32 protein-coding genes are annotated in these 18101 nt (G+C 44.0%); all 32 read left to right on the forward strand.

The window, feature by feature from the left end; genetic code table 11:
* Window positions 1-76: 76 nt before the first annotated feature.
* The 32 genes from NFR99_RS03875 to panD all read left to right on the forward strand — a co-directional run bounded on the left by NFR99_RS03875 (window position 77) and on the right by panD (window position 18083).
* Window positions 77-829 (forward strand): YwmB family TATA-box binding protein, encoded by a 753-nt coding sequence (locus NFR99_RS03875; protein WP_251352814.1) that lies wholly within the window; start codon window positions 77-79, stop codon window positions 827-829.
* Between the two features lie 371 nt (window positions 830-1200).
* The gene (locus NFR99_RS03880; RefSeq protein WP_160216368.1) at window positions 1201-1362 is read left to right on the forward strand and encodes a hypothetical protein; all 162 of its coding nucleotides are present in this window, start codon (window positions 1201-1203) and stop codon (window positions 1360-1362) included.
* Window positions 1320-1943, forward strand: a complete 624-nt coding sequence (locus NFR99_RS03885; RefSeq protein ID WP_120483117.1) for a hypothetical protein — start codon at window positions 1320-1322, stop codon at window positions 1941-1943. The genes NFR99_RS03880 and NFR99_RS03885 overlap by 43 nt, the downstream gene beginning before the upstream one ends.
* A gap of 304 nt (window positions 1944-2247) precedes the next feature.
* Window positions 2248-2565, forward strand: a complete 318-nt coding sequence (rpsJ, locus tag NFR99_RS03890; RefSeq protein WP_120483115.1) for a 30S ribosomal protein S10 — start codon at window positions 2248-2250, stop codon at window positions 2563-2565.
* A 147-nt stretch (window positions 2566-2712) separates the two neighbouring features.
* A complete protein-coding gene (gene rplC / locus NFR99_RS03895) occupies window positions 2713-3348 on the forward strand; it encodes a 50S ribosomal protein L3 (protein WP_120483113.1) in 636 nt (211 codons plus the stop codon).
* A gap of 26 nt (window positions 3349-3374) precedes the next feature.
* Entirely contained in the window at window positions 3375-3995 is a 621-nt protein-coding gene (gene rplD / locus NFR99_RS03900; RefSeq protein ID WP_120483111.1) for a 50S ribosomal protein L4, read from the forward strand.
* Window positions 3995-4294 carry a 50S ribosomal protein L23 gene (gene rplW / locus NFR99_RS03905; protein ID WP_120483109.1) on the forward strand — a complete coding sequence of 100 codons (300 nt, stop codon included), beginning with the start codon at window positions 3995-3997 and terminating at the stop codon, window positions 4292-4294. The genes rplD and rplW overlap by 1 nt, the downstream gene beginning before the upstream one ends.
* A 90-nt stretch (window positions 4295-4384) precedes the next feature.
* Window positions 4385-5230, forward strand: coding sequence for a 50S ribosomal protein L2 (gene rplB / locus NFR99_RS03910; RefSeq protein ID WP_120483107.1), 846 nt, complete (start codon window positions 4385-4387; stop codon window positions 5228-5230).
* Between the two features lie 31 nt (window positions 5231-5261).
* Window positions 5262-5543 (forward strand): 30S ribosomal protein S19, encoded by a 282-nt coding sequence (gene rpsS, locus NFR99_RS03915; protein WP_120483105.1) that lies wholly within the window; start codon window positions 5262-5264, stop codon window positions 5541-5543.
* 71 nt (window positions 5544-5614) lie between these two features.
* Window positions 5615-6001 carry a 50S ribosomal protein L22 gene (gene rplV, locus NFR99_RS03920; RefSeq protein WP_120483103.1) on the forward strand — a complete coding sequence of 129 codons (387 nt, stop codon included), beginning with the start codon at window positions 5615-5617 and terminating at the stop codon, window positions 5999-6001.
* 10 nt (window positions 6002-6011) lie between these two features.
* Window positions 6012-6668 carry a 30S ribosomal protein S3 gene (gene rpsC, locus NFR99_RS03925; RefSeq protein ID WP_120483101.1) on the forward strand — a complete coding sequence of 219 codons (657 nt, stop codon included), beginning with the start codon at window positions 6012-6014 and terminating at the stop codon, window positions 6666-6668.
* A complete protein-coding gene (gene rplP / locus NFR99_RS03930) occupies window positions 6668-7105 on the forward strand; it encodes a 50S ribosomal protein L16 (RefSeq protein ID WP_120483099.1) in 438 nt (145 codons plus the stop codon). Before rpsC ends, rplP begins: the two co-directional genes overlap by 1 nt.
* Complete coding sequence (rpmC, locus tag NFR99_RS03935; protein WP_120483097.1) at window positions 7095-7295, forward strand: 50S ribosomal protein L29; 201 nt, start codon at window positions 7095-7097, stop codon at window positions 7293-7295. The genes rplP and rpmC overlap by 11 nt, the downstream gene beginning before the upstream one ends.
* 23 nt (window positions 7296-7318) lie before the next feature.
* Window positions 7319-7573 carry a 30S ribosomal protein S17 gene (gene rpsQ, locus NFR99_RS03940; protein WP_120483095.1) on the forward strand — a complete coding sequence of 85 codons (255 nt, stop codon included), beginning with the start codon at window positions 7319-7321 and terminating at the stop codon, window positions 7571-7573.
* 19 nt (window positions 7574-7592) lie between these two features.
* On the forward strand, window positions 7593-7961 hold the full coding sequence (gene rplN, locus NFR99_RS03945) for a 50S ribosomal protein L14 (RefSeq protein ID WP_120483093.1): 369 nt from the start codon (window positions 7593-7595) through the stop codon (window positions 7959-7961).
* Between the two features lie 10 nt (window positions 7962-7971).
* Window positions 7972-8283, forward strand: a complete 312-nt coding sequence (rplX, locus tag NFR99_RS03950) for a 50S ribosomal protein L24 (protein WP_120483091.1) — start codon at window positions 7972-7974, stop codon at window positions 8281-8283.
* Window positions 8284-8309: 26 nt separating this feature from the next.
* A complete protein-coding gene (rplE, locus tag NFR99_RS03955; RefSeq protein ID WP_120483089.1) occupies window positions 8310-8849 on the forward strand; it encodes a 50S ribosomal protein L5 in 540 nt (179 codons plus the stop codon).
* A 16-nt stretch (window positions 8850-8865) separates the two neighbouring features.
* Window positions 8866-9051, forward strand: a complete 186-nt coding sequence (locus NFR99_RS03960) for a type Z 30S ribosomal protein S14 (protein WP_120483087.1) — start codon at window positions 8866-8868, stop codon at window positions 9049-9051.
* 152 nt (window positions 9052-9203) lie between these two features.
* On the forward strand, window positions 9204-9605 hold the full coding sequence (gene rpsH, locus NFR99_RS03965; protein WP_120483085.1) for a 30S ribosomal protein S8: 402 nt from the start codon (window positions 9204-9206) through the stop codon (window positions 9603-9605).
* Between the two features lie 91 nt (window positions 9606-9696).
* Window positions 9697-10236 carry a 50S ribosomal protein L6 gene (rplF, locus tag NFR99_RS03970; protein ID WP_120483083.1) on the forward strand — a complete coding sequence of 180 codons (540 nt, stop codon included), beginning with the start codon at window positions 9697-9699 and terminating at the stop codon, window positions 10234-10236.
* Between the two features lie 17 nt (window positions 10237-10253).
* The gene (rplR, locus tag NFR99_RS03975) at window positions 10254-10622 is read left to right on the forward strand and encodes a 50S ribosomal protein L18 (RefSeq protein ID WP_120483081.1); all 369 of its coding nucleotides are present in this window, start codon (window positions 10254-10256) and stop codon (window positions 10620-10622) included.
* A gap of 17 nt (window positions 10623-10639) precedes the next feature.
* Window positions 10640-11149 carry a 30S ribosomal protein S5 gene (gene rpsE / locus NFR99_RS03980; protein WP_120483080.1) on the forward strand — a complete coding sequence of 170 codons (510 nt, stop codon included), beginning with the start codon at window positions 10640-10642 and terminating at the stop codon, window positions 11147-11149.
* Between the two features lie 14 nt (window positions 11150-11163).
* Window positions 11164-11346, forward strand: coding sequence for a 50S ribosomal protein L30 (rpmD, locus tag NFR99_RS03985; protein ID WP_120483078.1), 183 nt, complete (start codon window positions 11164-11166; stop codon window positions 11344-11346).
* Between the two features lie 29 nt (window positions 11347-11375).
* Window positions 11376-11816, forward strand: coding sequence for a 50S ribosomal protein L15 (gene rplO, locus NFR99_RS03990; RefSeq protein WP_120483076.1), 441 nt, complete (start codon window positions 11376-11378; stop codon window positions 11814-11816).
* Complete coding sequence (gene secY, locus NFR99_RS03995; protein ID WP_120483074.1) at window positions 11816-13132, forward strand: preprotein translocase subunit SecY; 1317 nt, start codon at window positions 11816-11818, stop codon at window positions 13130-13132. The genes rplO and secY overlap by 1 nt, the downstream gene beginning before the upstream one ends.
* Before the next feature lie 120 nt (window positions 13133-13252).
* Window positions 13253-13897 carry an adenylate kinase gene (locus NFR99_RS04000; protein ID WP_120483072.1) on the forward strand — a complete coding sequence of 215 codons (645 nt, stop codon included), beginning with the start codon at window positions 13253-13255 and terminating at the stop codon, window positions 13895-13897.
* Window positions 13898-13901: 4 nt separating this feature from the next.
* Complete coding sequence (gene map, locus NFR99_RS04005; RefSeq protein WP_120483070.1) at window positions 13902-14657, forward strand: type I methionyl aminopeptidase; 756 nt, start codon at window positions 13902-13904, stop codon at window positions 14655-14657.
* A gap of 11 nt (window positions 14658-14668) precedes the next feature.
* Window positions 14669-14941 (forward strand): KOW domain-containing RNA-binding protein, encoded by a 273-nt coding sequence (locus tag NFR99_RS04010; protein WP_120483068.1) that lies wholly within the window; start codon window positions 14669-14671, stop codon window positions 14939-14941.
* A gap of 2 nt (window positions 14942-14943) precedes the next feature.
* A complete protein-coding gene (gene infA, locus NFR99_RS04015; RefSeq protein ID WP_120483066.1) occupies window positions 14944-15162 on the forward strand; it encodes a translation initiation factor IF-1 in 219 nt (72 codons plus the stop codon).
* Between the two features lie 231 nt (window positions 15163-15393).
* On the forward strand, window positions 15394-15795 hold the full coding sequence (locus NFR99_RS04020) for a BlaI/MecI/CopY family transcriptional regulator (RefSeq protein ID WP_120483064.1): 402 nt from the start codon (window positions 15394-15396) through the stop codon (window positions 15793-15795).
* Window positions 15796-16980, forward strand: coding sequence for a M56 family metallopeptidase (locus NFR99_RS04025; RefSeq protein WP_120483062.1), 1185 nt, complete (start codon window positions 15796-15798; stop codon window positions 16978-16980).
* Between the two features lie 683 nt (window positions 16981-17663).
* Window positions 17664-18083: an aspartate 1-decarboxylase gene (gene panD, locus NFR99_RS04030; protein ID WP_120483060.1), complete on the forward strand. Its 420-nt coding sequence runs from the start codon at window positions 17664-17666 to the stop codon at window positions 18081-18083.
* The last annotated feature ends 18 nt before the right edge of the window (window positions 18084-18101 follow it).

Consider the following 18101-nt stretch of genomic DNA (forward strand, 5'->3'; position numbering starts at 1 on the left):
TAACAGTTCAGAGCAGAGTATTTTAAGACAGCTCTGGACAGATGCGGATTAGAGATAACCGGACGGAGGGATTTTTATGTTGAAAAAGCGATGGTTGGTTTCCTTGTTTCTCTTGTGGATTCTGGCTGTAGGGCAGTTGGCGCAGGGACATGAACAGGAAGAAGAGAAAGTTGCCGGGGTGTTCGCGAGGATTGGAGAGCAGGAGCAGACAGGAGCCGTAGAATATTACGGCGTTTATAAAAAAGAATTTCTGGAATCTGAGGATCAGGAGAAATTTCTGCGCCATATCGCGGGAGGGCTGGGGATTACGGAAAACATCGAAGTTACCCGCAGGTATGACGAAAACAGGGAAGAAACCCGTCTCACGAAAGAGGGAAGCAATGCGAAATCTGTCCTGCGCTTCATTACTGCCGATGTTGAGGGCGAAATCAGCCAGTATGTTATTATAAACATTACTATGGAAGGGGATATGGTGGACGCGTATGCCTATCGGGAGAAACTGGAAAGCCTGATGGAACCTTACGGAGAAAATAGTAAAAGCTCCGCGAATATTATCGGGAGTTACCAGGGAAAACTGTCCTTAGAAGAGAGAAATGCAGTTGCAGACGATTTTCTGGAAAGCATGAATGCCCGGGTGGTATCGGAAAATCGAGAGATGCAGCTTTATACGATTTACGGGTATACGCCGTGGATTTTTGACTATGAGATGCATGAAGGCGAGCCGTTTAATGTGAACATCGCCATGCATTACAGTGTGAATGACGATAAGACTTATGTGTATGTGGCGGTTCCGGCGGTTGGGCTGGATTCCGTAACAGTGAAGCCATAGGCTGAACTGTTACAAAGAAACTCCTTTTTGATAAGAATTAAAATGTGAAAATTCTTATCAGAGAGGAGTGTTTTTTTGAGGAGACAGGAATAAACAGAAGATACAGTGTTGTTAGTGTTATATTATTGATTTGGGCTGGAGTTCTTGCGTAAATATTAAAATAATGTCAAAATATATAATAAAAAGTAAACCAGATAAAAATACTTATGCAGTATTGATAAATAAGTTAAGGGATGATATATATAATTTATAGAAATAGAAGGTATAGTTAAAAAAGTATATGTAGGAGAAACGGTTGGGTGATTCTGGTGATAATGATTTAAGAAATGAAAGTTGAAACATTTTTTGAAAAGACAGGAAGGAGAGACAGTATGGGAAAGGTAAAAGGAATGACAGCAGCGTTATTATTGGGATGTGTAACTTTTGCTCTTCCGGTAAGCGCGTCAGGGACGAACGTACAGATAGACGCAGAACCCATTTGGGGAGCGAAGTGGCAAGGGTTACTTGGGGCTCAGAGGGTGATCAGAAAATAGTTCAGGATATTGAGCGCTCTTCGGAGGATAATATTTTTCATGGCGAACTGAAGATTGAGGAAGGGATGCAGCCGGGGAAGTGGAAGATTGATCATATTCTATTTCCAGATTCATATTCCTATGCAAAAGTGACAAGTTTGATGCAGGAATGGGATGGTATAAAGGTGCTGGGACAGGGAGAAACGCTTACAAGTGTTGTAGACGATTTGTCATTTTCTGAATTCACTGTGCAGGGCACAAAGGCTGACGGGAAAGCTCCTGTAGTGCGTAAAAAGAGCATAGCTCTGACCGGGAAGGCTGTAAAGAAAAAAGGAAAAGCGAAACTTTATGTGAAAGCCAGCGACAAAAGCCCGATGCGGTATGTGGCCTGCGTTTGGAAAAATACTGCCACAAAAGAACTGCTTTATGGGGACATGATTTATAATAGGAAGAAAAGCCGCTATGAATATACGCTTTCTGCTTCAGAGTTTGGGAAAAAGGGAAAGCTTCGGCTGATTTGTGTGGAAGCTTGCGACAAGTATGGGAATAAGACCACTTTAAAAAATAAGAAACTCCCGAAACTTATCCTGATCAGGAAGTGACAGGATAATGTATTGAAAAAAAAACAATTTTTTCTGGAAAACCCTTGCCAATACAAGGGTTTTCCTTTATAATCAAGACGTTGTGACCTTGATAGCGTAGAAGCGTGAGGTTGCTGCGGATCGAAAACCGCAGGTTTTCCGTGGAGCGAATGTCAAGTTATGAAACTGGCGACAAGTCACTGTACAATATAACTGCCCGGCAAAGCCCGGGAACAACGTGTAGTATCTCATGATACACACGGGAGAGTGTGCAGTCACCGCTTGTCGTACTGAAATCAAGTGCGAATAGGAGGCGACTTTTTTTATGGCAAGTCAAGTAATGCGTATCACATTGAAGGCATATGATCATCAGCTGATTGATGCATCTGCTAAGAAAATCATTGAAACTGTAAAGAAAAACGGTTCAAAGGTGAGCGGACCGGTACCCCTTCCGACAAAGAAAGAGGTTATCACGATTCTGAGGGCTGTACACAAGTACAAAGACTCCAGAGAGCAGTTCGAGCAGAGAACACATAAGAGACTGATTGACATTATGACGCCAACGCAGAAGACGGTGGATGCACTGTCAAGGCTGGAAATGCCGGCCGGCGTTTACATCGACATCAAGATGAAGACCAAATAGGCAGCATCGCAAGAATGAAATTATCCTAAAAGGTTGATATAGAAGTAACGATATGTTCCACTTATATTAACTGTTTGACTAGGATGATTTGGTGCAGTTCAATTTCCGAGCGGGCCAAATCCGCTGTAGAAAAACAGGAGGTAAATCATGAAGAAAGCAATTTTAGCTACGAAAGTCGGAATGACTCAAATCTTCAATGAGGACGGAGTTCTCACTCCCGTAACCGTACTCCAGGCAGGACCGTGTGTAGTGACACAGGTAAAGACAGTAGAGAATGACGGTTACAGTGCAGTTCAGGTAGGCTTTGTTGACAAGAGAGAAAAACTGGTGAACAAGCCGCTGAAAGGACATTTTGACAAAGCAGGGGTTTCCTACAAGAGATATGTAAGGGAGTTCAAGCTTGAGGACGCAGAAGGATATGCAGTAGCACAGGAAATCAAAGCCGATGTTTTCACGGCAGGAGATAAGATTGACGCGACTGCCATTTCAAAAGGTAAAGGTTTCCAGGGCGCCATCAAGAGACATGGACAGTCCAGAGGACCTATGACTCATGGTTCCAAGTTCCACCGCCATGCAGGTTCTAACGGTTCGGCTTCTGACCCAAGTAAGGTATTTAAGGGCAAGAAAATGCCTGGCCAGATGGGAAATAAGCAGGTTACTATCCAGAATCTTGAGGTAGTAAAAGTGGATGCTGAGAACAATCTTCTCTTAGTAAAGGGCGCAGTACCGGGACCTAAGAAATCTTTAGTAAAGATTAAAGAAAGCGTAAAGTCCGGTAAATAGGATTTTGTGGAAGGAGGAACATACAGATGGCAAACGTATCTGTTTACAATATGGAAGGCAAAGAAGTTGGCACGATTGAGCTGAATGATGCTGTATTCGGTGTAAAAGTAAATGAACATCTGGTACACATGGCAGTTGTAAGCCAGCTTGCAAACAAACGTCAGGGAACACAGAAAGCCAAGACCCGTTCCGAAGTTTCCGGCGGCGGAAGAAAGCCGTGGAGACAGAAAGGAACCGGCCATGCAAGGCAGGGTTCAACAAGGGCGCCGCAGTGGACAGGCGGTGGAACCGTATTCGCTCCGGTACCAAGGGATTATTCCTTCAAGATGAATAAGAAAGAAAAAAGGTTCGCGCTGAAATCTGCCCTGACTTCAAGAGTCCAGGAAAACAAGATTTTCGTCCTGGATGAGCTGAGCCTTACCGAGATTAAGACAAAAGCAATGAAGGGCGTACTGGACAGCCTGAATGTCCAAAAAGCGCTGGTTGTCACGAAGGAAGCAGACCAGACGGTAGCACTGTCAGCAAGGAACCTGCCGGATGTCAAGACAGCCCACACAGGAACAATTAACGTATATGATATTTTGAAATATAACACTCTTGTCCTGACAAAGGACGCTGTGGCAGCAATTGAGGAGGTGTACGCATAATGGCAGCAATTCAGTATTACGACGTAATCCTTAAACCGGTTGTAACGGAAAAGAGTATGAACGCTATGGCTGAGAAGAAATATACCTTCTTAGTACACCCGGAAGCAACAAAGAGCCAGATCAAAGAAGCCGTTGAAAAAATGTTTGAGGGCACAAAGGTAAAAAGCGTAAATACCATGAACCTTGACGGTAAGAAGAAAAGACGCGGCATGGTTTACGGAAGGACAGCAAAAACGAAAAAAGCTATCGTGGCTCTGACAGAGGAAAGCAAGGAAATCGAAATTTTCGAGGGACTGTAAGATTTTCCTCAAACCATACGCAGACAAGCGTGACAATAAATGTGAAACGTCCTCCTGTTACAGGGCAGGGCGGCGAAAGGAGAAAGAATCATGGGAATTAAGACATATAAACCATATACACCTTCCCGGAGACAGATGAGTGGTTCTGATTTTTCAGAAATCACAAAGAAAGCGCCGGAGAAGAGCCTGGTAGTATCCCTTCAGAAAAACTCTGGACGTAACAACCAGGGTAAGATTACGGTAAGACACCGCGGGGGCGGCTCCAGAAGAAAGTACAGACTGGTGGATTTCAAAAGGAAGAAAGACGGAATCCAGGCTAATGTCCTTGCGATTGAGTACGATCCGAACAGAACAGCAAATATCGCGCTGATCTGCTATGCAGACGGCGAGAAATCCTATATACTGGCGCCGGCCGGACTGAAAGTCGGCATGAAGATTATGAATGGGCCGGAAGCCGAGGTAAGGCTTGGAAACTGCCTGCCATTATCAGAGATTCCAGTCGGTACTCTGATTCATAACATTGAGCTGTATCCGGGAAAAGGCGGACAGATGGTTCGTTCCGCAGGAAACTCCGCGCAGCTTATGGCAAAGGAAGGCAAGTATGCGACGCTTCGTCTGCCGTCAGGCGAGATGAGGATGGTTCCTGTTGTATGCCGCGCGACAATCGGTACAGTAGGAAACGCAGACCACAACCTGATTAATATCGGTAAGGCCGGAAGAAAGCGCCATATGGGTATCAGACCTACTGTCCGCGGTTCCGTCATGAACCCCAACGACCATCCACACGGAGGTGGTGAAGGTAAGACAGGTATCGGACGTCCGGGTCCATGCACACCTTGGGGCAAACCTGCGCTGGGCTTAAAGACAAGGAAGAAGAACAAGCAGTCTAATAAGCTTATCGTAAGAAGACGTGACGGTAAGGCGCTGAATAATTAAACAATCAGAGATTATAAGGAGGTTAGAACCTATGGCTCGATCACTGAAAAAAGGACCATTTGCAGATGAAAGCTTACTTAAAAAAGTAGACGCTATGAACGCAGCAGGTGAAAAGCAGGTTATTAAGACCTGGTCCCGCCGTTCTACAATCTTCCCACAGATGGTTGGACATACAATTGCAGTCCATGACGGCAGAAAGCATGTGCCTGTATATATTACAGAGGACATGGTTGGGCACAAGCTTGGAGAGTTCGTTGCAACCAGGACCTACAGGGGACACGGCAAAGACGAGAAGAAATCCGGCGTTCGCTAACAGACGGTAAACAGCGCCCTGAGGGGCGCCCCAGACACATGGGGAAATACAGGAAAAAAGGAGGTTTCATCATGGCAAAAGGACATAGATCCCAAATCAAGAGAGAGAGAAATGCACAGAAGGACACAAGGCCGTCGGCTAAGTTATCTTATGCCAGGGTTTCTGTTCAGAAAGCATGTTTTGTTTTGGATGCCATTAGAGGTAAAGACGTGCAGACAGCGCTCGGTATTGTGACCTACAATCCGAGATATGCGTCTGAATTAATTGCTAAATTATTAAAGTCAGCGATTGCAAACGCTGAGAATAACAATGGGATGGATGCTTCAAATCTTTATGTAGAAGAGTGTTATGCAAACAAAGGTCCTACAATGAAGAGAATCAGACCGAGGGCACAGGGAAGGGCATACAGAATCGAAAAGAGGATGAGCCACATCACCATCGTGCTGAATGAAAGATAGGAGGTAAAGCATGGGACAGAAAGTTAATCCACACGGCCTGAGAGTCGGTGTTATTAAGGACTGGGATTCAAAATGGTATGCTGAAGGCTCTTTCGCTGATTTCCTGGTAGAGGACTACAACATCAGGACATACCTGAAGAAGAAATTATACAGTGCCGGAGTTTCAAAGATTGAGATTGAGAGAGCTTCTGATAGAGTAAAGGTTATCATCTATACAGCAAAACCGGGCGTAGTAATCGGTAAGGGCGGCTCTGAAATCGAGAAAGTAAAGGCAGAAGTCCAGAAGTTTACAGATAAGAAATTAATCGTTGATATTAAAGAAGTAAAGAGGCCGGACAGGGATGCCCAGTTAGTAGCAGAGAATATCGCTTTGCAGCTTGAGAACCGTGTTTCTTTCCGCCGCGCTATGAAGTCTACGATGGGACGTTCCATGAAGGCCGGAGTAAAGGGTATTAAGACTGCTGTTTCCGGACGTCTCGGCGGCGCTGATATGGCTCGTACAGAGTTCTACAGCGAGGGGACAATTCCTCTTCAGACACTGCGCGCAGATATCGACTATGGTTTTGCGGAAGCAGATACCACATATGGAAAGATTGGCGTAAAAGTATGGATCTACAAGGGTGAAGTACTTCCAACGAAAGGACCAAAGGAAGGGAGCGATAAATAATGTTAATGCCAAAAAGAGTTAAACGTCGTAAACAGTTCCGTGGTTCCATGGCTGGTAAAGCCACAAGAGGCAACAAGATTACCTACGGTGAGTTTGGTCTTGTAGCTACCGAACCATGCTGGATTAAGTCCAACCAGATAGAGGCAGCCCGTGTTGCCATGACACGTTATATCAAGCGTGGAGGTAAGGTTTGGATTAAGATTTTCCCAGATAAACCAGTAACAGCAAAACCAGCAGAAACTCGAATGGGTTCCGGTAAAGGAACATTAGAGTACTGGGTAGCAGTTGTAAAACCAGGGCGTGTAATGTTCGAACTTGCAGGCGTACCGGAAGAAACAGCCCGCGAAGCATTACGTCTTGCTATGCACAAATTACCATGTAAATGCAAGATCGTTTCCCGAGCAGACTTAGAAGGCGGTGATAACAGTGAAAATTAATAAATTCGTAGAAGATTTAAGGACAAAATCAGCTTCGGAGCTGAACGAAGAATTAGTAGCTGCTAAGAAGGAACTCTTCAACCTGAGGTTCCAGAACGCAACAAATCAGTTAGATAACACTAGCAGAATCAAAGAAGTTCGCAAGAACATCGCCCGTATTCAGACAGTTATCTCTGAAAAAGCGGAGTAATCCCACGAAAGGAGTAAAGGAACGTGGAAAGAAATCTGAGAAAAACCCGTACAGGCAAGGTAGTCAGCGATAAGATGGACAAAACAATCGTAGTTGCTATCGAAGACCATGTAAAACATCCTCTTTACAAAAAAATCGTGAAGAAGACATATAAGCTGAAAGCGCATGATGAAAATAACGAGTGCCGCAAAGGCGATACCGTAAAGGTTATGGAAACAAGGCCCCTGTCCAAAGACAAGAGATGGAGACTTGTGGAAGTCGTAGAGAAAGTTAAATAGTATAAGGAGGTATATCAGCATGATCCAGCAGGAGAGCAGACTGAAGGTAGCTGATAACACTGGGGCAAAAGAGATTCTCTGCATCAGGGTTATAGGCGGTTCTACCAGAAGATATGCAAACATTGGCGATACAATCGTTGCTACGGTTAAAGATGCAACACCAGGCGGTGTTGTAAAAAAGGGTGACATTGTAAAAGCTGTGGTAGTTCGTACAGTAAAGGGTGCACGCCGTAAAGACGGTTCTTATATTAGATTCGATGAAAATGCTGCTGTTATTATCAAAGATGACAAGACTCCGAGAGGAACACGTATCTTTGGGCCGGTAGCCAGAGAGCTTCGTGAAAAACAGTTTATGAAGATTGTTTCACTTGCTCCGGAAGTATTATAGGAGGTACTTTATGTCAGCTATGAAAATCAAAAAAGGTGATAACGTACAGGTAATCGCCGGGAAAGATAAAGGCAAAGAAGGCAAAGTAATCGCTGTTGACACAAAGAACCACAGAGTTCTGGTTGAGGGTGTGAGCATGGTTACGAAGCACACGAAGCCGTCTGCCGCAAACCAGCAGGGCGGTATCGTGAACAAAGAAGCGTACATTGCTATTTCAAACGTGATGCTGCTGCACAAAGGCAAAATTACAAGAGTGGGCTTCAAGATGGATGGCGATAAAAAAGTTCGCTATGCGAAAGCAACAGGCGAAGTTATCGATTAATATTGAGAGAGAGGAGGTCGCACAAGTTGAGTAGACTGAAAGAGATTTACAAGAATGAAATCGTAGATGCTATGATGAAGAAATTTGAATATAAAAATGTGATGGAAGTTCCGAAGCTTGATAAAGTGGTTGTCAACATGGGTGTCGGCGAGGCAAAAGACAATGCTAAGGCGCTGGAGTCAGCCGTTAAAGACATGGAAACCGTTACAGGCCAGAAGGCAGTACTCACAAAGGCTAAAAAATCTGTGGCTAACTTCAAAATCAGGGAAGGAATGGCCATTGGATGCAAGGTGACACTGCGCGGGGAAAGAATGTACGAGTTTGTTGACCGTCTGATTAACCTGGCGCTGCCGCGTGTGCGTGATTTCAGAGGCGTGAATCCTAACGCATTTGACGGAAGAGGAAACTACGCTCTGGGTATCAAAGAGCAGCTCATTTTCCCGGAAATTGAGTATGACAAGATTGACAAGGTCAGAGGTATGGACGTAATCTTCGTTACTACCGCAAAGACTGACGAAGAAGCCAGAGAGTTGTTGACACAGTTTAATATGCCGTTTACGAAATAGTTAGGAGGGAAATTTCATGGCTAAGACAGCAATGAAAATCAAGCAGCAGCGCAAACAGAAATTCTCCACAAGAGAGTACAGCCGCTGTAAAATCTGTGGTCGTCCACATGCATATTTAAGAAAATACGGAATCTGCAGGATCTGCTTCCGTGAATTAGCATACAAAGGCCAGATTCCAGGAGTAAAGAAAGCTTCTTGGTGACCGAAAGCACTTGGTGAAAGCAAGCCGTCAGGCGCGGCTTGAGGTTCGTGCGAGGCCGTTCCCGAATCTTAGTAAGCACAAGTTAAAAGCGCAGTGCGAACTTAGCTGAGGGAACATACCGAAGGAATTAATTATAAAAGGAGGCAAACCAAATGACAATGAGCGATCCAATTGCAGATATGCTTACAAGAATCCGTAATGCAAACACTGCAAAACATGATACAGTAGATGTACCGGCTTCTAAAATGAAGATTGCCATCGCAAACATTCTTTTAGACGAAGGTTATATCAGCAAATACGACCTTGTCGAAGAAGGAAACTTCCAGACAATCCGTATCGAATTAAAATATGGCGCAGATAAGAATGAGAGAATCATCACCGGGCTGAAGAGAATCTCCAAACCGGGACTGCGTGTATACGCAAACAGAGAAGAACTGCCGAAAGTTCTTGGAGGACTGGGCGTGGCAATCATCTCTACAAACCAGGGCGTTATCACAGACAAAGAGGCGCGTAAGCTCCAGGTAGGCGGAGAAGTATTAGCGTTTGTTTGGTAGAAACTTTAGTGAAAACTAAAACCAAACAAGTTACTGAAAACAGAAAGGACACCCGTTCCTTTCCGAAAATCTAAGTAAGGAGGACATGGAAATGTCACGTATCGGAAGAATGCCGGTAGCAATCCCCGCAGGCGTTACTGTTGAGATTGCAGAGGGAAATGTAGTTACTGTGAAAGGCAGTAAAGGAACTCTTGTAAGAGAGCTTCCAAAGGAAATGGACATTAAGATGGAAGACGGTCATGTAATCGTAACAAGACCGAATGATTTGAAGAAAATGAAATCTTTACACGGCCTGACCAGGACGCTGATCCACAACATGGTAGTTGGTGTGAGCGAGGGTTATACCAAGACACTGGAAGTAAACGGCGTAGGTTACAAAGCTGCAAAGCAGGGCAAGAAATTAGTATTATCTCTTGGCTATTCACATCCTGTAGAGATGGAAGACCCGGAAGGGCTTGAAACTACAGTGGATGGCAACAAGATTATTGTAAAAGGTATCAGTAAAGAAAAAGTTGGCCAATACGCAGCGGAAATCAGAGAGAAGAGAAAACCGGAGCCATATAAAGGCAAAGGTATCAAGTATGATGATGAAGTTATCAGACGTAAAGTTGGTAAGACTGGTAAGAAATAATTAAGGAGAGTGTAAAGATGGTTAGTAAAGAATCCAGATCAAAAGTTCGTGTAAAAAAGCACAAAAGACTGCGTAACCGTTTCAGCGGCACTGCTGAGAGACCGCGTCTGGCTGTGTTTAGAAGCAATAATCATATGTATGCTCAGGTTATTGACGATACAGTTGGCAACACTCTTGTTTCTGCAAGCACACTTGAGAAAGATGTAAAAGCAGAGCTGGAAAAAACCAACGACGTAAGCGCAGCAGCATATTTGGGAACCGTTATCGGAAAGAGAGCTTTAGAAAAAGGTATTACCACTGTTGTCTTTGATAGAGGCGGCTTCATATATCAGGGTAAAATCAAAGCTTTGGCAGATGCAGCTAGAGAAGCTGGTCTTGAATTCTAGACAAGGAGGAAGAACACATGAAACATACAATCATTGATGCTAGCCAGTTCGAATTGAATGAAAAAGTAGTATCAATCAAACGTGTAACAAAAGTTGTTAAAGGTGGTCGTAACTTCCGTTTCACAGCTTTGGTAGTTGTAGGTGATGGCAACGGACACGTAGGCGCAGGGCTTGGAAAAGCAGCCGAGATTCCTGAAGCGATCCGCAAAGGAAAAGAAGATGCTGCCAAAAGGCTTGTAAATGTGCCGCTTGACGAGAATAACAGTATTCCTCATGACTGGACAGGCAAATTCGGCGGGGCAAGCGTATTGTTAAAGAGATCCCCGGAAGGTACCGGAGTGATTGCCGGAGGCCCGGCACGTAGCGTGTGCGAGCTGGCAGGAATCAAGAATATCCGTACAAAGTCTTTAGGCTCAAATAACAAGCAGAATGTAGTTCTCGCAACGATTGAGGCATTAAAGCAGCTCAAATCCCCGGAGGAAGTAGCAAGGCTCCGCGGGAAATCTGTTGACGAGATCCGCGCTTAAGGAGGATTAGAAAAATGGCAGATAAATTAAAAGTTACATTGGTGAAATCTACAATCGGTGCCATTCCAAAACATCGTGCGACAGTAGAGGCTATGGGGCTTAGAAAGCTGAATAAGACAGTTGAAATGCCGAACAATGCTGCTTCCTGGGGGAAAATTAAGCAGGTACAGCATCTGGTGAAAGTAGAGGAAATCTAAGAAATATTATTTGATAAGGAGGTGTCGTAATGGATTTATCCAATTTACAGCCGGCAGTTGGTTCAAAGCACAGTGATAATTTCAGAAGAGGCCGTGGACATGGATCAGGAAACGGAAAGACTGCAGGTAAAGGCCATAAAGGACAGAAAGCTCGTTCCGGTGCACCGAGAATCGGATTTGAGGGTGGACAGATGCCTTTATACAGACGTATTCCGAAGAGAGGATTCACAAACAGAAACTCTCTGGATATCGTGATTGTCAATGTGGGCGCTCTTGACAGGTTCGAAGATGGCACAGAGGTTACCATTGAGATGCTGCAGGAAGCAGGAATGATCAAAGGACCGAAGGATGGCGTGAAGATTCTTGCCAACGGCGAGCTGACTAAAAAACTTGTAGTAAAGGCGAATGCATTCAGTGAAGGAGCAAAAGCTAAGATTGAAGCACTTGGCGGAAAAGCAGAGGTGATCTAATGTTAGAAACGCTGCGTAATGCGTTTAAAATCAAAGACTTGCGTAAAAAGATTTTATACACATTAATGATGCTGGTTATCGTGAGGCTTGGTTCACAGCTTCCGATACCCGGTGTAGACAGGACATTCTTCTCAAGATGGTTTGCAGAGCAGTCTGGCGATGCGTTTAACTTCTTTAATGCGTTCACCGGAGGTTCCTTTGAGCAGATGTCGATTTTTGCATTGAACATCAGCCCGTATATCACTTCATCAATCATCATTCAGCTGCTGACGATTGCTATTCCGAAATTAGAGGAAATGCAGAAGGACGGAGAGGACGGACGGAAGAAACTTCAGGAAATCACACGTTATGTAACGGTAGCGCTGGCATTGATTGAAGGTCTCGCTATGGCAATTGGATTTGGTAACCAGGGACTGATTACCAATATGAATTTCCTGAATGTAGTGTCAGTTGTGACTGCTCTGACAGCAGGTTCGGCATTCCTTATGTGGGTGGGCGAGCGTATCACTGAAAAAGGAATTGGAAACGGTATTTCTATCGTCCTGATGATTAATATTCTTTCCAGGGTTCCGAACGACCTTGTAGGCCTGTTCAATGATTTTGTGAAAAATAAGACAGTAGCAAAGGGTGCTTTGGCAGGAATCATCATCCTTGCGGTTATTATCGTTACAATTATTCTGGTTATTCTTCTGAATGACGCAGAGAGAAGGATTCCGGTACAGTATGCGAAGAAGATGCAGGGAAGAAAGATGGTGGGCGGTCAGTCCAGCCATATTCCGCTGAAGGTGAATACCGCAGGCGTTATTCCGGTAATCTTTGCTTCTTCCCTGATGTCTATGCCTACGATGATTGCGACCTTTATGGGTAAGACGGGCGGCACAGGCGTAGGAGCTACGATTCTTGGCATGTTGAATCAGAATTACTGGTTTGATTTAAAACAGCCGATTTATACGATAGGTTTTGTCCTGTATGCGGTTATGATTGTATTTTTTGCGTATTTCTATACCTCTATTACGTTTAACCCGATTGAGGTGGCAGACAATATGAAAAAGCAGGGCGGTTTTGTACCAGGCATCCGTCCCGGAAAACCGACGCAGGATTACTTGAATAAGATTTTGAATTACCTCATTTTCTTAGGAGCCGTTGGACTTCTCATTGTTGTTACGATTCCGATTGTATTCAACGGAGTGTTCGGAGCGTCTGTATCTTTCGGAGGAACATCTATTATCATTATCGTAGGTGTTATCCTGGAGACATTAAAACAGATGGAGTCACAGATGCTGGTTCGCAATTACAGAGGCTTCTTGAGTGATTAAAGAGTGTGCTTCTTTCTTTGCTGTAATCCATAAGGCGGGTTGCAGCAAAGAAGTAGCGCACTTTCGCATTAATTACCGGATAAAAGCGTATGATTCTATGATAAAGGAAGGAAGAATGCTATGAAAATCATTATGTTAGGTGCACCGGGAGCAGGAAAAGGCACCCAGGCAAAGAAGATTGCAGAAAAATACGGGATTCCCCATATTTCCACAGGCGATATCTTCAGGGCTAACATTAAGAATGGGACGGAGCTTGGAAAGAAAGCAAAGACCTATATGGATCAGGGGCTCCTCGTACCAGACGAGCTGGTCGTAGACCTGGTTGTAGACCGGGTGCAGCAGAGCGACTGCCAGAAAGGGTATGTGCTGGATGGCTTTCCGCGTACCATTCCGCAGGCGGAAAGCCTGGACGCAGCTTTGGAGAAGCTGGGAGAGAAGGTAGATTTTGCCATTAATGTAGAAGTACCTGATGAAAATATTATCAGCCGCATGGGCGGAAGGCGCGCATGTGTAGGATGTGGAGCTACCTACCATGTAGAGTACAATGCACCGCAAAAAGAAAATGTATGCGATGCCTGCGGGGAAGGATTAATCCTCCGAGATGATGATAAGCCGGAAACGGTAAAAAAGCGTCTTGATGTGTATCATGAACAGACACAGCCCTTGATTGAGTATTATGGCAGGGCAGGTGTTCTAAAAGAAGTAGACGGTACAGTAGCAATGGAAGATGTATTCCAGGCAATTGTACAGATTTTAGGAGCGTAAATATATGTCAGTATCAATAAAATCTGCAAAGGAATTACAACTTATGAGAGAGGCAGGGCGGCTGCTGGAAATTACTCATAATGAACTTCAGAAGGCAATCAAACCGGGGATTTCTACCTGGGAGATTGATCGTCTGGGAGAGCAGATTATCAGAAGCTTTGGATGTACTCCCAGTTTTCTTCATTATAATGGTTACCCGGCTTCTATTTGCGTGTCAGTGAACGATGAAGTGGTGCACGGCATACCATCCAGGCACCGTATCCTGCAGGAAGGTGATATTGTCAGTCTCGACGCAGGGCTGATTTATAAAGGCTTTCATTCGGATTCAGCCAGAACTCATGCTGTCGGAAAGATTGCTCCGGAGGTGCAGCGGCTGCTGGACGTAACAAAACAGTCTTTCTTTGAAGGAATCAAATATGCCAGGGCGGGACATCGGCTTTATGAGATTTCAGCAGCCATTGGAAACTATGTGAAACGTTTTGGTTACAGCCCGGTAGAGGATTTAGTGGGGCATGGAATCGGAAGAGAGCTGCATGAAGATCCGCAGGTTCCCAATTTTCCCCAGAAGAAACGTGGAATCCGTTTGGTGCCTGGCATGACGCTTGCCATTGAACCGATGATCAACATGGGACGCTGCGATGTGGAATGGCTGGAGGACGACTGGACAGTCGTTACTGAGGACGGAAGTCTTTCTGCACACTATGAGAACACGATTTTAATTACGGATGGGGAACCGGAAATCTTTACCCTGTCAGAGTAACGGGAGGTTCTATGGAAAGGGCAGAGAGAGGCATGATGGCATGGTCGCTGGCGGGGCATGACAGAGGAAAACTATATGTGATAGCCGGAGTAGAGGAAAAGTATGCATGGCTTTGTGACGGAGATATCCGTCCGTTGGAAAAGCCGAAAAAAAAGAAATGGAAGCATATACAGATCATGAAACGGATTCCTGTTGAGTTTCGGGATATCCAATGGGAACATGTGAAAAATGAAGAAATCAGGCATAGCATAAAAGCTATAGGCTTACAGAATGATAGGAGGTAGACATGTCAAAAGCAGATGTAATAGAAGTAGAAGGAACCGTGGTAGAGAAACTTCCGGGGGCAACTTTTAAGGTGCAGCTGGAGAATAACCATGTGGTGCTGGCACATATTAGCGGAAAGCTTCGAATGAACTATATCCGCATCCTTCCGGGAGATAAGGTGACGATTGAAATGTCCCCATATGATTTGACCAAAGGAAGAATTATCTGGAGGGATAAGTAAAAAAGAACGCGGGAGGGACATTCCTTCCCGTAAGAAGAATATTTTTTGGTAATATCTATTGACGGAAAATACAATAAACGTTAAAATATACCAAAGATGGGGAAAAGGCAAAAAATATAACGTTTTTTAATAATATTTGACCAATATTTGTATTGACGTTTTCTTTGCCTTACTATATAATGAAATAGTAAATGAAAAACATAGTCTTATATAATTAGAGGTTGATAGCTTATGTTAAAAAAGAAAAATAAAAAATACCATCTTACAGACAAAGAAGTAGAGTTAATGGAATTGCTTTGGAAGCAGGACAAACCGCTGACCAGTGTGGAAATTCTTGCAATTCCTGATGAACATTCATGGAGTGATAATTATCTTCCTATTATGCTGAAGTCATTATTGGACAAAAATGCAATTGAGGTGTGCGGATATGTGCGTTGCGGTACGCAGTATGCACGTCAGTTTAAATATTCAATTACCAGAGAAGAATATGTAGCGCTTTTCGCAGTTGGAAGAGGGCTGGATGCACAGTCAATTCCTAAAGTGGCAGTAGCTATGGTAACAGAGTTACAGGAAGATAAAGATGATATCATCAGGGAGTTGGAGGGTATTATTGAAAAACTAAAGGAGCAATAAATGAAATTTACTTTCTTTTCATTTGTGATGGCAGTCATATGGAGCGGAGTATTATTTAGTATCATCGCCTTGTTACAGAAGAATGCCCGTACAATAAGATACTTAAGTATTAAGATGATTTTTGCTGTATATATCGTCAGCATTTTCCGCTTTCTGTTTCCGGTAGAATTTCCGTTCACCGTTATAGTGGGAGACAGAGAGCTTTATGCACCAATATACCGGGCATTATGCCTGGATACATACAGTATCGGCTCATGGGAGTTTTCACTTGTGCATGTAGTCGTTGCATGCTGGCTGATAGGAAGCATCATTCATATTTACAGGTTTTATCGTCGTTACCGGAATTTTTGGCGGCAGGCTCTGCTGTCAGACCGGCCGGATGAGACACAGAAGCAGCAGCTTGACAGGGTCTGGGAACAGTTGTCTTCTCAGAAGCAATGTCAGAAGAGGTTTTCGGTGCGCTACACCAATTTGGCAGATGTACCGATGGGATTTGGAGTGAGAAGACCGATTATTCTGCTTCCCAAAGCAGAGTACACGGACACAGAGATGTATTATATTCTGCTTCATGAGTGTTCCCATTTCAGTAAGAGAGATTCCTTAATAAAGATAGCCATGGAATTTTTATGTGATATCTTTTGGTGGAACGTATCTGCCGGAGTGGTACGCGAATCGATGGATGAGATGCTGGAAATCCGATGCGATACCGTCGTAATGGAAAAAGCCGGATATGAAGAGAAGAAAGATTATCTTGGCACACTGAAAAGTTCATTATACAGGATGAAAGAACTGCAGGACTCAAGGAAGTCATTGACGGCGACAAGTCTGTTGACTACGGATAAAAAGAAGCAGTTGAGTAAACGTTTCGCGTTAATTGCAGACCCGCCGAAGGAATTAACAGGTATTCGGAAAGCAGTATCCTGGGTGGCATTTACTGTTGTGATGGGCAGTACGTTATTGTTAAGTTATTCGTTTATCTGGCAACCGGCCTATGATACTCCCAGGTCGGAGATTATAACCACTAGTGGAATGAATGAAATGACTCCTGAGAATACATGGTTGTTGTTAGATAAAGAAAATCGTTATTATATAAATGACGAATTCAATGAGAAAATAGATGAGATTCCGTTTGAATTTGCTCAGACAATGATTGAAGATGGTTTTAGTGTTAGAAATATAGATTGATGAATAGAGTTAAGAAAATTGCTTGTTTTGTTGCCATGTTTTTGATGGTATCTGCGTTTGTACCAGTCCTTTCGGCGGATGCGAGCACTCCAAAAGCAGTTAATTCCATACAGCCGCGTGCAGATAAGATTGTTACTAAGTATAGAACTTATAATGGTGTACGTCAGTACCGTCGGTGGAATGAAACAAAAGGATGTTGGGTAGATCCAGCGTGGATAAATTTTCCATAAAGAGCTTGTTACAAAGGCAGGCATCCCGCCGAAAGGATGCGAAGACTTGGAGAAGGCAAGCGCTTTCCCGTCTACATAGTAAAGGCATATGGAATTGCCAAGAATATAAAACTTTCTTATTTTCTCAATATATTCGGGCGATTCATCATATATGCAACATTTAAACACCTATTTTATTTATAGAAGAACCTGGATGTGTTTGGGGCGACGGCTCCATCCGCATCCAGGTTCTTCGCATTTTCTCTGGAATGTGTTATAATGTTCTGCGGAGATAGTATTTGTTCTAAAACTATACTCTATCTGATTCGCTGTGTATTCCGCACAAACGGGGCGCTGTCAGTGGTTCGACCGGGAACGGCGGGCATGAGACAGAGGATTTGGCGATATGACTGACTGGCATCTCACAGATATCAGGAACAGTCATGGGACTTTAAAGAAAGGTAAGGAGCAGGAATGACAGTAGAGATGTTAAAAGCTAAAATTCACCGGGCAACGGTATCTCAGGCAGAGCTTGATTATGTGGGCAGCATTACAGTAGATGGAGAATTGCTGGATGCAGCCGGGATTCTGGAGTATGAGAAAGTCCAGATCGTAGATATTAATAATGGAAGCCGTTTTGAGACATATACGATCAGTGGTGAGCCGGGCAGCGGTATGATTTGCCTGAATGGCGCGGCTGCAAGATGCGTAAGCGTAGGTGACAAAATCATTATTATGGCATATGGCAGTTATGATATGCGGGAAGCAAAGGAGCATAGACCTTCCGTAGTTTTTGTGGACGAGGAGAACAGAATTAGCCGGATTACCAGCTATGAAAAGCATGGTTTGTTAAAGGACATGGGCTGGCACGGCGCAGGAGAGCAGGAGGAATAGCAGCAGAATCAGAACAGA

The sequence above is a fragment of the Hominisplanchenecus murintestinalis genome (assembly GCF_943193015.1).
GTDB classification, from domain to species: Bacteria; Bacillota; Clostridia; order Lachnospirales; family Lachnospiraceae; genus Hominisplanchenecus_A; species Hominisplanchenecus_A murintestinalis.

Excerpts from the sequence above, each read along its gene's own strand:
- rpsJ (WP_120483115.1), top strand. The coding sequence starts at position 2,248 with ATGGCAAGTCAAGTAATGCGTATCACATTGAAGGCATATGATCATCAG.
- NFR99_RS03880 (WP_160216368.1), top strand. The coding sequence starts at position 1,201 with ATGGGAAAGGTAAAAGGAATGACAGCAGCGTTATTATTGGGATGTGTA.
- panD (WP_120483060.1), top strand. The coding sequence starts at position 17,664 with ATGACAGTAGAGATGTTAAAAGCTAAAATTCACCGGGCAACGGTATCT.
- rplP (WP_120483099.1), top strand. The coding sequence starts at position 6,668 with ATGTTAATGCCAAAAAGAGTTAAACGTCGTAAACAGTTCCGTGGTTCC.
- rplO (WP_120483076.1), top strand. The coding sequence starts at position 11,376 with ATGGATTTATCCAATTTACAGCCGGCAGTTGGTTCAAAGCACAGTGAT.
- map (WP_120483070.1), top strand. The coding sequence starts at position 13,902 with ATGTCAGTATCAATAAAATCTGCAAAGGAATTACAACTTATGAGAGAG.
- secY (WP_120483074.1), top strand. The coding sequence starts at position 11,816 with ATGTTAGAAACGCTGCGTAATGCGTTTAAAATCAAAGACTTGCGTAAA.
- rpsE (WP_120483080.1), top strand. The coding sequence starts at position 10,640 with ATGAAACATACAATCATTGATGCTAGCCAGTTCGAATTGAATGAAAAA.
- NFR99_RS04010 (WP_120483068.1), top strand. The coding sequence starts at position 14,669 with ATGGAAAGGGCAGAGAGAGGCATGATGGCATGGTCGCTGGCGGGGCAT.
- rpsS (WP_120483105.1), top strand. The coding sequence starts at position 5,262 with ATGGCTCGATCACTGAAAAAAGGACCATTTGCAGATGAAAGCTTACTT.
- rplV (WP_120483103.1), top strand. The coding sequence starts at position 5,615 with ATGGCAAAAGGACATAGATCCCAAATCAAGAGAGAGAGAAATGCACAG.
- NFR99_RS04000 (WP_120483072.1), top strand. The coding sequence starts at position 13,253 with ATGAAAATCATTATGTTAGGTGCACCGGGAGCAGGAAAAGGCACCCAG.
- rplC (WP_120483113.1), top strand. The coding sequence starts at position 2,713 with ATGAAGAAAGCAATTTTAGCTACGAAAGTCGGAATGACTCAAATCTTC.
- rplR (WP_120483081.1), top strand. The coding sequence starts at position 10,254 with ATGGTTAGTAAAGAATCCAGATCAAAAGTTCGTGTAAAAAAGCACAAA.
- rplX (WP_120483091.1), top strand. The coding sequence starts at position 7,972 with ATGTCAGCTATGAAAATCAAAAAAGGTGATAACGTACAGGTAATCGCC.
- NFR99_RS03960 (WP_120483087.1), top strand. The coding sequence starts at position 8,866 with ATGGCTAAGACAGCAATGAAAATCAAGCAGCAGCGCAAACAGAAATTC.
- rplF (WP_120483083.1), top strand. The coding sequence starts at position 9,697 with ATGTCACGTATCGGAAGAATGCCGGTAGCAATCCCCGCAGGCGTTACT.
- rpmD (WP_120483078.1), top strand. The coding sequence starts at position 11,164 with ATGGCAGATAAATTAAAAGTTACATTGGTGAAATCTACAATCGGTGCC.
- NFR99_RS04020 (WP_120483064.1), top strand. The coding sequence starts at position 15,394 with ATGTTAAAAAAGAAAAATAAAAAATACCATCTTACAGACAAAGAAGTA.
- rplN (WP_120483093.1), top strand. The coding sequence starts at position 7,593 with ATGATCCAGCAGGAGAGCAGACTGAAGGTAGCTGATAACACTGGGGCA.
- rpsH (WP_120483085.1), top strand. The coding sequence starts at position 9,204 with ATGACAATGAGCGATCCAATTGCAGATATGCTTACAAGAATCCGTAAT.
- NFR99_RS04025 (WP_120483062.1), top strand. The coding sequence starts at position 15,796 with ATGAAATTTACTTTCTTTTCATTTGTGATGGCAGTCATATGGAGCGGA.
- rplD (WP_120483111.1), top strand. The coding sequence starts at position 3,375 with ATGGCAAACGTATCTGTTTACAATATGGAAGGCAAAGAAGTTGGCACG.
- rplW (WP_120483109.1), top strand. The coding sequence starts at position 3,995 with ATGGCAGCAATTCAGTATTACGACGTAATCCTTAAACCGGTTGTAACG.
- NFR99_RS03875 (WP_251352814.1), top strand. The coding sequence starts at position 77 with ATGTTGAAAAAGCGATGGTTGGTTTCCTTGTTTCTCTTGTGGATTCTG.
- infA (WP_120483066.1), top strand. The coding sequence starts at position 14,944 with ATGTCAAAAGCAGATGTAATAGAAGTAGAAGGAACCGTGGTAGAGAAA.
- rplB (WP_120483107.1), top strand. The coding sequence starts at position 4,385 with ATGGGAATTAAGACATATAAACCATATACACCTTCCCGGAGACAGATG.
- rpsC (WP_120483101.1), top strand. The coding sequence starts at position 6,012 with ATGGGACAGAAAGTTAATCCACACGGCCTGAGAGTCGGTGTTATTAAG.